Origin of the sequence: Pedobacter superstes (assembly GCF_037622515.1) — a bacterium.
Classification (GTDB): domain Bacteria; phylum Bacteroidota; class Bacteroidia; order Sphingobacteriales; family Sphingobacteriaceae; genus Paradesertivirga; species Paradesertivirga superstes.
In genome coordinates, this window is sequence record NZ_JBBJCN010000003.1 from 20,531 (window position 1) to 38,001 (window position 17,471).

General features: G+C 40.5%; 9 protein-coding genes. 3 read left to right on the forward strand and 6 right to left on the reverse strand.

The window, feature by feature from the left end:
• Positions 1–440 precede the first annotated feature (440 nt).
• On the reverse strand, positions 441–2,918 hold the full coding sequence (gene ppsA, locus WG906_RS09095) for a phosphoenolpyruvate synthase (RefSeq protein WP_339992273.1): 2,478 nt from the start codon (positions 2,916–2,918) through the stop codon (positions 441–443).
• A 127-nt stretch (positions 2,919–3,045) separates the two neighbouring features.
• Here ppsA and WG906_RS09100 point away from each other — a divergent pair, with 127 nt between their 5' ends.
• From WG906_RS09100 to WG906_RS09110, 3 genes are read left to right on the forward strand one after another with little or no spacing between them, the layout of a single operon-like run.
• Complete coding sequence (locus WG906_RS09100; RefSeq protein ID WP_339992274.1) at positions 3,046–3,906, forward strand: helix-turn-helix domain-containing protein; 861 nt, start codon at positions 3,046–3,048, stop codon at positions 3,904–3,906.
• A complete protein-coding gene (locus WG906_RS09105) occupies positions 3,899–4,087 on the forward strand; it encodes a hypothetical protein (RefSeq protein WP_339992275.1) in 189 nt (62 codons plus the stop codon). The genes WG906_RS09100 and WG906_RS09105 overlap by 8 nt, the downstream gene beginning before the upstream one ends.
• Positions 4,080–5,261, forward strand: coding sequence for a PAS domain-containing sensor histidine kinase (locus WG906_RS09110; protein ID WP_339992276.1), 1,182 nt, complete (start codon positions 4,080–4,082; stop codon positions 5,259–5,261). Before WG906_RS09105 ends, WG906_RS09110 begins: the two co-directional genes overlap by 8 nt.
• A 154-nt stretch (positions 5,262–5,415) precedes the next feature.
• On the opposite strand, the gene WG906_RS09115 is transcribed toward WG906_RS09110, so the two are convergent.
• The 5 genes from WG906_RS09115 to WG906_RS09135 form a co-directional block, all read right to left on the reverse strand.
• Positions 5,416–7,452 carry a RagB/SusD family nutrient uptake outer membrane protein gene (locus WG906_RS09115; RefSeq protein WP_339992277.1) on the reverse strand — a complete coding sequence of 679 codons (2,037 nt, stop codon included), beginning with the start codon at positions 7,450–7,452 and terminating at the stop codon, positions 5,416–5,418.
• A 17-nt stretch (positions 7,453–7,469) separates the two neighbouring features.
• Positions 7,470–10,841, reverse strand: a complete 3,372-nt coding sequence (locus WG906_RS09120; protein WP_339992278.1) for a SusC/RagA family TonB-linked outer membrane protein — start codon at positions 10,839–10,841, stop codon at positions 7,470–7,472.
• Positions 10,842–11,417: 576 nt separating this feature from the next.
• Positions 11,418–12,416 (reverse strand): alpha/beta hydrolase fold domain-containing protein, encoded by a 999-nt coding sequence (locus WG906_RS09125; RefSeq protein WP_339992279.1) that lies wholly within the window; start codon positions 12,414–12,416, stop codon positions 11,418–11,420.
• Between the two features lie 59 nt (positions 12,417–12,475).
• Positions 12,476–14,155, reverse strand: a complete 1,680-nt coding sequence (locus tag WG906_RS09130; RefSeq protein ID WP_339992280.1) for a RagB/SusD family nutrient uptake outer membrane protein — start codon at positions 14,153–14,155, stop codon at positions 12,476–12,478.
• Positions 14,156–14,179: 24 nt separating this feature from the next.
• Entirely contained in the window at positions 14,180–17,380 is a 3,201-nt protein-coding gene (locus WG906_RS09135) for a TonB-dependent receptor (protein ID WP_339992281.1), read from the reverse strand.
• Positions 17,381–17,471 lie beyond the last annotated feature (91 nt).

The following is a 17,471-nucleotide window of genomic DNA, read 5'->3' on the forward strand; positions in this document are numbered from 1 at the left end:
CAAAATCCGACTAGTACGCCTCAATTGTTCAAATCTGCTATCACAAATGTTTTAAAGAAAGACAAATTAGTTTATTCTTCAAGAAGTTTGCAAATCTTATTTCCCCACTTTACCCAACAAACATTCATCCTTCACCAAAGGGTCGTGAGAAAAATATGTCAGAAATGGCAAGCCGAAAATATCTCAAGCAAAAAACATGTAATTACAATAGATGAACTGGTTTCAGCCTTTTTTAAAAACCTTGCTTATTTATGTATTGCTTTCTGAAGCAGCTTTTTCTTAAAGCACGATACCTTCATTAAAACATATCGACTGTTAGTCAGCTAAAGACTAAACTGCTATTTTGAACCTGTAAAACAAGCGCCTCATAGTTATATGGGCGCTTAGTTTTTAATAAAGTATCCTGGCTTCTAAGGGAAGCTGTAAATAATACCATTTAACTATCCGGTATGCTTCAATATTGAACTACCTGTTTCCACTGCCCTTTGAGGCACAAATCTTGCAGCTTTCTCGATAGCATGTATGGCGTTAACCGTTTTAAAAAAGGAGTCGGGAGTGACAGAAATTGAATCTATTCCCTCTTCCACTAAAAACTGTGCAAAATCAGGATAATCTGACGGCCCCTGACCACATATGCCAACCTTTATACCAGCCTTTTTAGCAGATTGTATAACAGATTTAATCATCGCTTTCACAGCAGGGTTTCGCTCATCGTAAATATGTGCCACTAAAGAGGAATCTCTGTCAATTCCTAATACCAGCTGAGTGAGGTCATTGGAACCTATAGAAAAGCCATCTATATATTTTGCAAAGTCGTCGGCCATTATAATATTGGAAGGGAGTTCTGCCATTAGATAAACTTCCAAGCCATCTTCACCACGTTTCATGCCATTTTCTTCCATCACCTCGTACACTTTTAGCAATTCTTCTACAGTTCTGCAAAAAGGAATCATGACAACCACATTTTTTAATCCAATTTCTTCCCTCACTTTTTTTAATGCTTTCAGCTCCAGAATGAAAGCCTCCTTATATTCATTTGAATAATATCGCGAAGCGCCTCTCCAGCCGATCATCGGATTTTCCTCCTTTGGCTCAAAATGATTCCCGCCTAAAAGATTGAAGTATTCATTACTTTTAAAATCCGATAATCTTACAATTACTTTTTCAGGATAAAAAGCCGATGCGATTTTTGCAATGCCGTAGGAAAGCTTATTTATAAAGTAGTCCTCGCCATTTTCAAACCCCTTAATAAGTTTTTCGATCTGGGTTGATAGACTGATATCATTTAAGGACTGATATTGAAGCAATGCTAATGGATGAGCTTTAATATAAGTATTGATAATAAATTCTTCCCTGGCTAATCCAATTCCCTTACACGGCAGATTAGAAAAACGGAAGGCAAGATCCGGGGAAGCGACATTAAGGAGAACCGGGGTTGTAATTTTCGGCAACAACGATAAATCAATCTCATTTTTAATATAATCTATCTGGCCCTTGTATACAAAACCGACATCCCCTTCTGCACACGATGCGGTAATTAACTCTCCTGTGCTTAAAAGTTCTGTTGCGTTTCCACAACCAAGTATTGCAGGCACTCCCATCTCGCGTGCAACTATGGCCGCATGACAAGTTCTGCCGCCTTTATTTGTTATAATTGCCGAAGCTTTCTTCATAATGGGCTCCCAATCAGGATCCGTCATATCGGCAACCAATACATCACCCTCTTTAAATTCAGCATGCAGGCTTTCATCGAGGAGAGACAGAACTCTAACCTCTCCAGTTGCGATTTTATCGCCCACTGCCACTCCCTGAAGAACAAGTTTTTCTTTACGGGTCGTGTCGTTGATCTGATATTCTATAAGGTTGTCAACGTTTTTACGTGAATGTATAGTTTCCGGCCTGGCCTGCACGATAAACAGCTCATGACTGATTCCATCTACCGCCCACTCGATATCCATCGGACACCATTTACCCTTCAATTGCGAATAATATTTTTCAATTGTGACTACCCATTTTGAAAGTTGAAGGGCTATTTCTTCTGAAATACAAAAATTACTTTCCTCCTTTTCGGTTGTCTTTACAATTTTCACCCTCTCTCCGGCAAGGTCACTATAAACCATCTTCCGATCTTTTGTACCTAATTTCTTTTCAATCAATGCCGGGTATCCCTTTTCTAAAGCAGGCTTAAAAATGATGAATTCATCTGGTGAAACAGAGCCCTGCACTATCATTTCACCAAGTCCGTAAGAGCCATTAATAACAACAACATCCTTAAATCCACTTTCGGTATCTAGAGAAAAAGCGACCCCTGAGGCCTCCAGGTCAGAACGCACCATTTTTTGAACGCAAACAGCCAGTCCAATTTGAAAATGATCATAACCAAAATTTCGGCGATAACTAATTGCCCTATCCGTGAATAAGGAGGCAAAACATTTTTTAATAGATTCTAATAGCGACCCTGACCCACAGACATTCAGATAGCTTTCCTGCTGTCCTGCAAATGAGGCGTCAGGTAAATCTTCGGCAGTTGCGGATGAGCGGACAGCTACATCGAGGTTAAACTGCTCATACTCCTCTGAGAGTTTTGTATATGCCTGCGTAATGCACTTTACCATGTCTTTCGGAAATTCGCTCTCAAGTATTAAATCACGAATTCCAGCACCACAACGTTTTAATTCATCAAGATTATCAATATCTGCAGCTGTAAGAATATTTTCAATTTTCTGTTCTATGTTATTGTGTTTGACAAATTGCCTGTAAGCCTCTACAGTCACCACAAATCCTTGTGGTACCTGTATCCCTAAAGCCGAAAGATTCTGTATCATCTCCCCTAAAGAGGCGTTTTTTCCACCAGCTATGCCGATATCGTTAATTCCAACCGAGTCAAGTCGGATAACTAGTTTTGCTTCATTTTTCATACTGTCGAATTTGATATAACAAAAATAGCTTAGGCAACGACCTAACTTGAATTAAAATTTGCAACTTTTGATACTATCTTAACCTATATTTGTAATAAAAAAGGATATAGATGTTATCTTTATACTAATGAATCCACATCTCCACAAGATTATTCTTAATGGCAATGAGTCCTTCAGCGCTCAATTAGAGATGGGATTGGATTTAAATAAACAGTGGCACTATCATTCAGAGATTGAAATAATTTACATCATCACAGGCTCTGGAATAAGGTGTATTGGCGACAACGTTGATATTTTCAAAGAAGATCAGATGTTTCTAATCGGCCCCAATGTCCCACACCTCATGCGCCCGGATAAAGAGTACGACCCTAACAATCCGGACGAAGCTGTGGTCATACATTTCCTGCCCGATATTCTAAAATCGTTTTTAGCCTTACCCGAAAACAGGTCAATAACCGACCTATTGAATAAATCTTCCTACGGCATAAGCATTCAGGCCGAAGCACTTATAGCCGCGAAAAAGCTTATCTATTCTATCAGATTTGCCAGAGGCACTGAAAGGTTTATCATACTTCTCCAGTTACTTAATCTGATAGCCGGCAATTCCAGCAATAGTTTCATCTCCCATACAGCTTTTGGAGCATCCTTTCATAAATTCGATGACACCCGACTTAACAAAATATACCATTACACTCTTAACAATTATTCAAGGGAAATAACCCTTAAGGAGATCGCTGATTTGGTTCATTTAAGTCCACACTCATTTTGCAGATATTTCAGATCAAGAACAAAAAAAAGATATTCATTATTTTTACTCGAAGTAAGAGTTAGCCATGCATGTAAACTACTTACAAACACCGATTTAAGCATAGCGATTGTATCTTATGAAAGTGGATTTATGAACTTCTCAAACTTTAACAGACATTTCAAAGCGATAGCTGGCAAAACGCCTTTGGAATACAGAAAACAATTCCAGAACTATGAGTAATCACAGCAAAAATCTCCCGATTAAGCTTATTTCAGGAGGGGCAGTGAAAAAACAAAATGCTCCCTTTAGAACCACTCTGGTGATCTCCATTAAAAATACCATTGATGATTTGGAAAACAAATCTCAAGTAAGAGTCATTACTTTAAGGAACGTTGTAATAACTCTTAACATGTATGGATGATCTTGACTCGCTGAAAACTGAAATCGCAGAACTAAAAAAAGAGAACGAATCTTTGAAAGCATCTGCTGTTCAGTCAAAGGAACAACACGATTATAACGAAAGCCAGGATCGCTTTAAAACTGTATTTGAATGTTCGAGGCTGGGCAATAAGATCATTTCTTCAGATTTAGTTATCATTCAAGTAAATCCCGCTATGGTCGAAATGCTGGGCTACGACCGTAAAGAAGAGATTATTGGCACCCAAATCACAGATTACACTCCGCAGGAGTTTCAGAATCAATGGAAGGTACTTCAGGATAATTTATGGAAAAAGGCGTCGCCATCTTTTACCCTGGAAACCTGCTTACAGAGGAAGGATGGTTCTATCATCTATTGCCAGGTAACATCCATTCTGTTCCAGGATAAAGGCGAAACTCTGGGATATACCATCATTGAAGATACTACTGAACAGCAAATTTTAAGAAAACAAAAAGAAGACTTCATAAGCGTAGCAAGTCACGAACTTAAAACTCCTGTAGCAAGTCTTAGAGCTTCGATACAATTACTGAAACGTATACTTGAAAATGGAAACAAAGTAACTGATAAGGTACTTGAATTATCCAAAAAAGCTGAAATCAGCTCAGTAAAACTCGGTAATCTTGTAATTAACCTATTAGACGCAACAAAGATTGAGCAAGGTCAACTCTCCTTGAATAAAACACCGTTTAAGATTTCCGGGCTTATTGATCAATGCTGCAACCATATTCGATTAGACAATAAATATCATATTTCACTCACAGGAGACTTGTCTATAGAAGTTTATGCGGATGAAGAAAAAATAGAACAGGTGATAATAAATTTAGTTAACAATGCAGTAAAATACGCTCCCGCATCGATAGATATTTTGATCCATATTGAACGGTTAAAAGAACATATTAAAATATCGGTATCCGACAAAGGCCCGGGCATATCAGCGCAAATTCTATCAAAGCTTTTCGATCGATATTTTCGGGTGAACGAGAACGGAGGCCATAGTTCAGGTCTAGGATTAGGTTTAGGTTTATATATTTCTTCTGAAATAGTAAGAAGACATAAAGGTGAAATTGGAGTTGAAAGTGAACCCGGACAAGGAAGTACGTTTTGGTTCACCATCCCGGTACAAACGCCAATCCCGCAAATCAACGCTGCCTTTTAAAACGGATAATGACATTTCGGAGGTGGATGCCCCGGCTAAAACAAAAGCCGCCCTACATGGGCGGCTTTTGTTTTATTGTTTATCTGGCATATGCTAAAGATCAAAGTTTCAAGACCCAGTTTATCGCCAGAAATGACGGATTATTATTTGGTTTTTATGGCTGTGCCAAGCCATAACCATTGGTAACTTTTCCTTTCGATTGTCTGATAGTTTCAGAAGGGAGAGGCCAATAATATCTCGGCGGATCACCGGCTGATGTTATTCCGGAAAGCGTATTTCTTTTATAAGCGGCCTCAAAACTAACGATATCAATTCCCCAGTTAGTTCTAACATATCCCTGACTTTGCAATAAAACAGCTTCTGCACTGCCCGGAGCGATATAGCGGAACAAACCTTGTATTGCTACGTTATGATTGGTTCCAACTACCTTACTGCTTACAGCGGCAAGAGTGCTATAATTGTATTGCCCTCTCCATCCCGGATAAAGAGCCGGGTTGGTAATATCCGCATCGTAGGTTAAAGGATTAGGTAAATTAACCATTCTGGTCCAAACATAAGCAGGTATTTCATTACCATTCGCAAAGCGGTGGTAGCCCTGAGTTCTGATATTGCTGATCATTGTCGTCATTTCCTGCTGAATGGCTATAGCCCGTTCAGAGAAATTCCCTGAGCGTATCATGTCCCAACGGCGTGTTCCTTCGCCAAGAAGTTCCAATTTACGCTCCTGCAGAACAGCGTCTTTTAATGCCTGACCCGCTAAAGCACCCAGGTTATTTGCTGAATTGCCAAAAGCCCTTTGACGAATTTGATTAACCAAATCAATAGCGTCACTTTCGCCCAGTTCAGCTTTAACTTCCGCAAGCATTAAAATAACATCTGCCATTCTCAACATAGGCCAATTCATACCAGAATTTCTTTGAGATGCAACGAAAGGAGGATTCATACGATTATCGTCCCATTTATTCGTTGATATTCCACCGGTAATTTTATTTCCGGGAATAAAAGAAATCATCTTCTCATTACCATCTCCGTTACTGCCGGTAACGGCAACACTAACATCTCTCCGTTTATCAGCATTGCTGTATTCGCCGTAATAAACGGTAGGCATAATACGAAGGGCTGCGAAAACTTTGGTAGGAGCTGCGTTGTTACTACCACCATCTGATGGCCTGCCAAAGGCATAACTATATTCGCTTGTGGTCAATGTCTGCCCACCTTGTATATTGCCAAGTTCAAATATAGATTCCGGACTCACCTGTAAGTCGTGAAAATATTGGAAATGGCGTTGAAACGGATTATTGGCAACACTTCTGTTATCCGAAGTAATTAATCCTGCCGTTCCCTTATTATCAATAGCCTTCTGAAAATATGTTTTAGCGATCTGGTAATAGTTCAGATAATCTGAACGGCGGGCATATACACATTTGCTGGCTTCATTTCCTTTTTTAATAAAAGTTAAACTTCCGTATAAATCAGGTACATCGGTTCGTATTGTTTGGTATCCACCGGAAGCAAGCGCGATTTGCCCTATCAAAGCATTGCAAAACGTTTTGGAAAAACGTTCGGCATTAATCCCTCCTTCTCCGATTTTGTACATGAGTGGCTCTGCTTTTTTAAGATCCTCAATTAGATTGTCATAAATAACAAAACGTGATGATAAGGAATAGTCGTCAACAGCTTTATTTTCATAACCATAGGGAACATCACCGAAATGTTTAACCAACTCGAAATAACAAAACGCTCTCATTGTAAGTGCTTCTCCATATAGATGGGTCCAATCGGAAGTTCTTCCTGCAGCAACATCCTCCTTAAAAGGCGCTTTTTCGGCAATCAGTTCAGCTACCTTAGCTGCACTTTTAAGCGAGGCATAAAGCCCGTTGAACCCACCTGCAACCGCATCAATTGGTAAAAGATCCGGGCGTAAAATGGCATTCAGATTATTGCTTGAATTATCCTCCGGGTACAACTCTGCATCCGATCCAATAGGATCATTCCACCTGTATGTTCCCATCACACTATTTTGACGATAATTTGCATAACACCATGACAGTATTTTGTACGTTTCAGCAGGTGTGGAAGTAACAAACTCATCGTCCACAGCCGAGGGACTTTTCGCATCCAGGAAATCTTCCTTACATTGTGTAAACGTGATACACACCGCAATTGCTATTAAATATTTTAAACTTTTCATTTTTTCTGTTTTAAAATTTAAAAATTAAGATTCAGCCCAAAAACAAAAGACCGGGCTCGGGGGTAAGCTCCGAAATCCATCCCGATAGTGGGAAATTTTTGGGTATTGAAATTCTCATTAGAGCTTACTTCCGGATCGAGTCCGCTATAACCGGTTATGGTGAGTAAATTATAAATACTGCCGTATAGATATAGTTTACTCAGCTTAACTTTTGACAGGAGCGATTTGGGAAGGCTGTATCCTAAAGTAAGTGTGTTTAAGCGAAGGAATGAACCATCTTCAATCCCCAGACTTGAGGTAGGACCGCCTTCACTGTATGCCAGGGGTAAAGTTGCCTTAACATTGGCTGCATTTAGCTGCTCAGGGGTATTTAGCCTCACAAGCTGTCCATTGACAACATCGTAAATTTTATAGGCATCGTTCAAAATCGCGAGCTTATTTTCATAAACACCCGCTTCTTTCGGTCCGAATAATGTCGCCAGTTTAGTTACATTATAAACATCATTGCCATAACTCCAGTTGAAATTTATCCCTAAATCGAAGTTTTTATACCCTACATCAAAATTTAAACCACCAGTGTGAAGCGGGGCCATTTTCCCAATCACAGCAATATCCTTATCGTCAATCTTGCCACTATTATCCAGATCTTGAAATTTCGGAAGTCCTGGATATGCAGTTTGTCCGGCAGGGCGATTGGCGGCACTCAGTCCATGAACAATGCCCATAAAATTACCAAGGTCGGCCACCCCACTCTTGAGTGTGTATAAGCCATTGTTGTAAGTAAAATCCTCGGGGGTATAAAATCGCTCATAAATCAAGCCCCTAACTAGGCCAACCGGATTGTCCTGCATCAGGATATAATCAGAAACCGGGTATGTTCCGGCACTATTCCAATTTGTTCCATAAAGCCCCGTTATATTAGGAGCGAGGTTATCGATATTACTTTTGTTAAAATTAATATTACCCCCGGCACTAACCCTCCAATCATTGGTTTTTAAAACTGTTCCTGTAAGAGAAAGTTCGACCCCTTTGTTGCTGGTTTGACCGACATTTTTAGTAGTACCAACAAAGCCGGTGATTCCGGGAATCGGGATATCTGTTAACAAATCCTTGGTAGAATTCCAATATAGGTCAACAGTACCCGACAATCGATTTCCTAACAAACCAAAATCGGTCCCGATATTACGGGTAATAGTTGTTTCCCATTTCAAATCAGGATTGGCTAGCCTGTCCCTTACCAGATATGCCGACTGACGTTGGTGGTTAACAGCATATTGAAATCTTTGATCTGTTACAGAGCCCCAGGTTTGGGTCCATGAGCTAGGATCAATTCTATCATTACCCGCTTCGCCATAAGACACCCTAAGCTTTAAATTGTCTAACCAGGTAATATTCTGCATAAAAGGTTCGTCTGATACTCTCCATGCGAAAGCTGCAGCCGGGAAATATCCCCATTTATTATTAGGAGCAAATGTAGAGGAAGCGTCTGCACGAAATGTCAGCGTAAATAGATAACGGTCAAGTAAGGAGTAATTTGCCCGTCCAAAGAAGGATTGCATACGGTTAGGGAAATCAACCGAAGAAGAAAACAATGCCGAACCAACTGTTGCATCATATTGGTTGATTTGGGCAAAAGCGGTTTCTTTATCAAAGTTTGCCGGGAAACGGTTTGCCTGTACAGAAAGGTTAGTTCCTCCTGAATTGGCAACTTCCTGGCCTGCTAATAAATTTAACTTATTCGATTCATTAATGTTAAACTCATAGTTTAATGTATTTGTCCACCGTGTATTCCAACTATCAGTTTTGCGATAGTCTGCTGCACCAGCATGAAGTTTTCTACTGGTTGCATCTTCGATATAATTATTATAAACAGCTCCTGACCAGTATTGTCTTTGACCCCAGGTGCCGCTTAAACTAAAATCAGTATGATATGTTAATCCTTTAATAATCCCCCAATTCAAAGACGTTATCGCCACCGCATTTTGATTTTTATTATATGGTTCATAGTCTCCGATACGAGCAACAGGACTGTAAGTATCCCACATCGAACTTTTTCCGTACTGTTCTATATTACCTGTCCTAACCGCATTGAGATCTCCTAAAACGTGAGCTGTTGCAATCGGACGGAAACGATAAGAAGTAGATAGCAAAGATCCGGCACCGCTGGTTGTTCCCTCATCTCCAAGTGTAGGGGTACGTGTATAACGGGTATTCAAATCAAAGCTTAGGTTTTCAAAGATTTTTTGACTAAGCTTAAATGCTGCATTTGCACGTTTGTAATAGGAGTTTATCTTCATTCCCTGATCATCGGTATAGCTAGCCGAAAACAGTATTTTTGTTTTGTCTGTCCCGCCCGTTAAGGTTAATGCGTGATTCATGGATGTAGACTCATTATATACTTCTCTTTGAATGTCGTCTGAGGCTAAGTTTCGGTAACTTTCAATGCCCCCTGTATTTGTACCCGCATTGGCCCCGAGGCCATAATATTTCTCAAAAGGCGTTTGATAAGCAACGCCATTAGCTGCCGCGTTGGCCCACACATATTTTAGATAATCATATGGATTCAGAGATTCGAGGTAATTAGTTGGTGTATTAAACTTCACATAGCTGGTATAACTAACGGTTGTTTTTCCGGCTTTTGCTCCTTTAGTAGTAACAAGAACGACGCCATTAGCCCCCCTGGCTCCATAAATAGCAGTAGATGATGCATCCTTCAATACATCAACGCTTTCAATCTGATCACCGGAAACATCTGCCAAATTGCCCGGAATTCCATCGATAAGAATTAAAGGCTGGTTGGTTTGTGATATTGAGCCTCCACCACGAATACGAATGGCAATATCTGCACCAGGCCGGCCGTCTTGCGCAGTGACTTTTACTCCGGGTAATTTTCCTTGCATGGCTTGCGCAATATTGGGAACCGGGGTAGCAGCGATATCCTGACCACTAACCGATGCTACTGAGCCAGTCAGATCCCGTCTTTTCACAGCGCCATAGCCGATAATAACTACCTCGTTTAAACTATTCTGACTATCCTTCATCGTGACATCAATAGTTGTACGATTACTGATTTTAACTTCGCTGGTGGCGTATCCTATAAAAGAAAACACGAGAGTGCCCTCGGTGTTGTTAACTTTTATAGCATAACGGCCCTGTATATCTGTGACAGTTCCCTTCGATGTACCCTTAATGATTATGTTAACGCCCGGCAAGGTTTGTCCGCTATCGTCACGAACGGTACCATTTACCGTCTTATCTGTCTGTTGCGCAAAGATTTGCGAGGCCGTGATGAGAACCAAAACGACACCGAGGAAAATGCGCCGATTAGAAAGTTGGATTATTTGTCGCCAGTGCCTGGCGTCTAATAACAGTTGAGTAAAGAAATTCATAATTAACTTAGGTTTATAAAAGGTTTATAAAAAAGGTCTGGCAGCTGCCTTGGGTCAGAGCTCCGCGTTCATAAGTAATGTATGCGTAGATAGGGTAACAATTCGGATTGATTATTAACTCCGCCGACCCATTCGCTTTTTAAGGTGATAGCCAAAGGCCACATCAAAAGCGGCATGGAAAAAAAGTAACGCTTTTTTCATAAAGTTAATTTATAGAGCCGGCAATTGGTTCCGGCAAGGTTAATAATTTGGTTATAACGATGGGTCGCTAAGACTAACAATCGAATCTCATCGTAATACAAAGTTAACCAAAATAGTGTTGAATCTGGGTCAAAATTTGACCGAAAAGGTTTAAAATTTGATTTCGTATAGCTCACATGATCGCCTCCCATATTGCATTAATTTCTTATTATAAACTGGGCTCGAACCAGCGACCCTCAGAAAATAGTTCTATCTATCTACTGCCCAACACGCACTTCCCATATTCACCGAGTCTGTCATTTATAAGCATATGACAAACCCATTAATAATAGAGTACACGAATATCAATCACGTGGTAATGTCCGGTGGATTATTCTAATTAGCTGGGTTAGCGACAAAAATTTTATTCAAAAAATCCCCCATATATTGTACTGATTCATCGACCCATGGATGAAATAACCAAAATGGATGAACTTTAACGTTGAATTTATAAACCTCATTATAAACTCCCCATTCTTTAAGCTGCCCGCATAACTCGTCCTGACCTGCATGGAATCTCGAAAACCCACTATTCAGGAAGAGCATAGGAACCATTTTTTCATTTGCCCAATATGCCGGTGAAGCTTCTTTCCAGATTGCTGGTTTCTCAACATAGGAGCCGCCCAACCACTCAACATCAGGCGAGTTCTTTGCCCGCTCTAAATTAAGAGATGCCGGAGCCAAAAAATTTATGACGCCATCTATGTCAATAGCGGCCTGAACAGAACTAGAATGAATTTCGTTTCCCATGTTTCCTTCAAAATATTTAATACCGTTGGTAGCAGCGACAAGTGCGGCCAATTGACCTCCCGCCGAACATCCTGATATCGCTATTTTGTCCGAATCAATATTATATGTTGAAGCATTTGCTCTGATCCAACGTATCGCAGCCTTAATGTTATGAACCGCAGCAGGATATTTTGCTTCAAGAGAAAGCTGATATTCTACCGGTATAGTAACAAACCCTTTGGCGGCAATCATTTGTGCCATTGGCACCTGCATTGATTTTTCGCCCGAACGCCAGCCTCCTCCATGGATCATAATTAATGCGGGATATTTTCCGCTCTTTCTTGGCTGAAATAAATCTAGATGTAGCTCGCGTTTTCCGTACGGCGTTTGAGGCAAAACAGCATAAACAAGATTACGGTAAGCTTTAACATTATCCGGAACTGAGTCAATAGCAGGACTGATATAAGGGAACTGCTTTTTCACCTGACTATAGACCCGCGCAACATTATAGGAAGTGTCTTTAGGAAATTTACTTTCCAACTGGGAAAAAGCATCGGCAGTTAGCCCTAAAATAGAAAGATTAAGAAGTAATATTTTTAATTTCATAGTATGCCTTTAAACACAAGGATAAGAAGACTGCGCATCGCAGCCTTCTTATCCATTATTTAGTTATATCCGGGATTCTGAGTAAACTCGCTTTTATTCTGGATCACGTCAATTTCAACCTGAGGTATCGGCCTTAAATTGTGATAAGACTTTACTGTTGCAGCAGCCTCTGGGTTATATTTATTAAGGCGCTCAACTAATTTGCCCGTTCTTTTAAGGTCAAACCACCGAAGCTGTTCTCCTGCCAGTTCTCTTGCTCTTTCATCCAAAATAAAATCGAGTGTAATATCGCCTGCAGCCACTTTAAAATCCTGGTACTTGCCAGGCAATGCCGCTCTTTGTCTTAATGCATTTACGAAGTCAGCAGCGGCCGCGTTATTGTTTAATTTCATGCTTGCTTCAGCCGCAATTAGGTACATCTCTGCCAATCGGAACACGAAAGCATCACGTTTACTCATATGCTCACCTCTGTCTGCTCTGGTTGGATCGGCAAACTTATTTAATTGAACATAGCGACTCCGGTCACCTTTAACCCGACCATCGGCTTCGTAGACATCGTTTATATCGTAAATCATATATTTCTTTGTCTGTCTTACTGCCGGTGACACAACATTCTTTGTTGCGAAAAGAATTGTATCTCCTATTTTAATTCCTGCCGGTAAAGATTTTGGCTCATTAGCCCACCATGCCGTTCTGAAAGTTCCGGAGTAGCGGGAATCTTTGGTTTCGTCATAAAGACTTAGCAGATATCTGGATGGTAAAAACTGATTAAGAGGACGTCCGTTTTCAATATCCCAGTCAAAGCCGGGAGAACCGAAATTCATCATACAGAAAACAGCGTGTCCGTGATGTCCACCTTCCCAAAGATAGAAATAACCCAGATCATCAACTCTTCCATAGTCATTTAATAAGGCACTAGATGAGTAATTTACGTACCAAACAACCTCCTTATTAGTATTGCCGTTGCTGTTAGCCATTTTCCATAAGTCAGCATAGTTGGTCATCAGAGAAAAACCATAGTTATTGATTACGCTATTCGCAGATGCCAGAGCCTCTGCATTCATGCCTCTTGTTAAGTACAGACGTGCCAGAAATGCATCAACGGCCGGAAGGGTAATCCTGCCGCCCTGCGGGGTAACAACTCCTTTTAGATTAGTTTTGGCCACATCAAGGTCCGCGAAAATCAACTTGTAGATTTCATCCACAGATGACCTGGTAGAGGTAGTTTCAGGCCCTTCAGTTTCCTTGGTTCGCAATGGTATAGAGCCGAAAGTTTCTACCAGATGATAATAGTAAAAAGCTCGTAAAAACCTAACTTCTCCTTCACGCAATGTCTTGATGTTGGGAGACAATGGCGACTCTGGCAATCTGCTGATTGCTGCATTACAGGCATTTATACCTTTGTAAAACCCTTTCCAGGCATGAATAAACCCCGGGTCAGCTCCTTGCAAACTTTTCGTATACTCGTGATACTGAGTGTAGCCGCCTCCCCAGCCTCCTCTTAAAATTTCGTCTGTACCTGCTTCTGTTAGTAAGTAGCCGATCATCTTACCATACCATATCCTGGTTGGAGCATAACAGCCGTTAACCAGGCTTTCCATGCCTTCCGGCGTTTTGTAAAATACATCTGCAGTGACGTTGCTACTGTTAGTTTCTTCCAGAAAATCGTTGCAAGAGAAGAGAACCAGCGAACAAAGAAGCAGTAGTTTATATCTAAAATTTTTGATGAAATTTTCCATTTGTCTTATTGTTGAGGTGAAACACTATAATCCTAAATTAATTCCGAATACGAGTTGTCTGGTCAACGGGAAGTCGGCAGAGCCACCTCGCTCAGGATCATAATTGTCCATCTTGCTAAATGTGAAATAATTTTTTGCCGTGAGGTATAACTGGCCGTTGACCGGAAACTTGCTGAACATCGTTTTCGGCAGTTTGTAGCTCAGTCTTACATCCTTTATTTTAAGAAATGATCCATCAATATATCGTAGAGTAGACAGATACTGATCATCATGTCCTACCCAAGGTCTTGGATACGCATTTGTCGGGTTTTCCGGGGTCCAGTAATCAACCTGAGATGTATTGAATATTCCACCAGTATAATAAGACCCTAAGTAATCACTATTTATCATTTGACCTACTCGCGCATAGATCAGCACTGATAATGCGAAGTTTTTGTAACCGAAATTATTAGTCATCCCGGCAGTCCATTCAGGAGATCTTTGTCCTAAAATAATTCGATCATCAGTTGCGGTTATCTTACCGTCGTTGTTTTGGTCTCGCACCTTAATTTCGCCAGGAACTTTTCCAAATTTGGCGGCATCGGCCTTTTCACTAGTTTGCCAGATACCTGTTTTCTCATAATCATACAAGATATTGATCGGACTTCCGACAAACCATCCCTTCGATACATCGTTACCACCTACACTTAGAGCAACAATTTTTTCTTTGAACGTTGCAAAATTTACATCAGTAGACCAGCTAAAGCTTTTGCGCGACATGATAGTTCCGGATAGAACCACATCAATCCCGTTAGTCTCGGTCTTTCCAACATTTGCGATGATCGAATTAAATCCAGTTAACGAAGGAAGAATTCTTTCCATTAACAAATCGTTTGTTTTCGTTTTATAAATATCTACAGATCCGGTGAGCCTGTTATTGAAAAAGCCAAAATCAAGTCCGCCGTTTAAAGTAGCAGTCTTTTCCCAACCCAGCTCCTTATTTGCAACTTGCTTTGGAAGATACCCGAAGGCGGCGGTTTCGTCAAAAGAGAACGCAATCCTGTTCAAGCCTCCATTGGTTTGATAGGGTTGAATTGCGCTGTTACCCGAAATTCCATAACTGGTTCTAAACTTCAGATCAGACAGGGCCTCAAATCCAGACAAAAAAGATTCTTGCTTGATGCGCCAGGCCAGGGCAACAGATGGAAAGTACGCCCACTTATTACCCTCGGCTAAAACTGAGGCACCATCAGCACGCAGTGAAGCAGTTAACAGGTATTTGTCATTAAACTTATAGTTTAGCCGGCCGAAAAATGAGTTAAGTGAGCTTTCAACCAGATTGCTTCTTGTAACAACATCACGGGCGTTAGCCCCCAGATTGTAGAAAAGCGCGGTTGAATACGGCTGATCTTTCCCTTCTCCTCCGAAAGAAACAGAGCGGTTACTTATCATACTGTTTCCAAGCATTAGATTTAAAGCATGCTTCTTTAGATCGAAATTGTAATTCATTACGTTCTCCCAGGTCCAGCTTCTGCCTTTATTGTCGTTTATAAGCGACCTTGAAAACCCCCCATTTCCACCAGCCAGGCTTGTGTTATTACCTTCGAAAATCCCTTGTTGTGAATTGTTTAGATCTACTCCAAAATTTGACCTGAAAGAAAGCTTTTTCAATACATTCCATTCAGCAAAACCTACCATAAAAACTCTCGAGCTGGTAGTATTATTTGAATAGTTATCGGTGCTTTCGTCCATTAACGGATTTATATCAAGATTAGCTGGCCAGGGATATTTGTTGATCGAGCCATCCTCGTTGTACGGCAAGCCGATTGGCAGAGCCTTTGAAACCGTCCAGAAACTTGTATTTCTCCTTTCCTGCTTTGATGAGTTGAAATTAAGAATCGTGCCTATTTTTAAGGCTTTAGTAATTTGATGATCTAGATTAAGATGTTGAACAAATCGGTTCAGCTCATCATGTTTTAATAAACCCTTTTCTTTGAAATATTCAGAGGATAGCCTGAACCTTGTTTTTTCATTACCTGCTGAAACAGCTATATGATTGCTCCAAACTGAGCCGTCATGCAACAGAATGTCTGCCCAATCTGTATCGATACCCTTGTTGATGTTATCGAGCTTTGCCCCAAAAATGGTAGCATCACCTGGTACAGGTTTATTGGTATTTTCAGCCAGAGCCCTGTGCGCCTCACGTGTTATAGCTACATATTGGCTGGTATTGGAAGCATAGGGATAATCGGAAAGAGTATTTAAACCGTAATAATTATTAAACTCAACTTTAGTTTTTCCGTTCTTGCCGGCTTTGGTGGTAATCAAGATAATGCCGTTAGCCCCTCTGGATCCATAAATAGCTGTTGACGAAGCATCTTTTAGCACTTCTATTGACTCAATATCATTAGGGTTGATGTCAATATATGATCCATACTGAATACCATCAACGATAACCAGCGGACTATTTGACGCGTTTAAAGAGCGGTTACCTCTGATTGTAAAATTCATTCCTGCCCCTGTCTCGCCACTGCTTCTTGTAAGGTCCATACCTGCGACCTTTCCCTGCAGTGTCTCAAGAACGTTTGTAACGGGGGTAGAAGTAATTTGAGATTGCTTGACAGATACCACAGAGCCAGTAAGATCAGAGCGCTTAACTGTTCCGTATCCGACAACAACAACTTCACTTAAGTCTGATACCGATTCCTTCAACACTATATTGATATTTCTTTGGTTTGAAATCGGATATTCCAGCGTCATAAATCCGATAAATGAAAAAACCAGCACACCCTTGGGTTCAGAGATTTTAAGACTGAACTTACCGTTATTATCGGTTACAGCATTTAAAAAGCTTCCCTTTAGTTTAACTGTTACTCCAGGCAACGGCTCAGCTTTTTCGTCAGTAACAATGCCGGTTATAGTTACATCCTCCCGCACATTTGTGGCAATTTCCGGCTTCTTTGAAATTAATATTGTTTTATTATTGATAACGTAACGTACAGGTTGCCCTTGAAAAATATTATCGAGCACTTCAAGCAAATCTTGATTTTTAACCTCTATGCTTACTGACGGAAGCTGTTTAAAAGAAATATTATTGTACAGGAAATCATATCCGGTTTGTTTTCTGATCTGAGCCAGCACCTGTTTTAAAGGGGCGTTTTTTGCAGAAACACTTACATTCTGAGCAAAGGTTGCAGCTCGAATCTGCATGAAAGTAAGTGCGATTAAAACTAGGGTTAGTTTCATTTTCAGAATATAATGGTTCGGTATGACTGGCATAAACGGGCTAGTCAATCCAGGTATTTTTTTATACATTTGGATGTAGGTTTAATTAGTC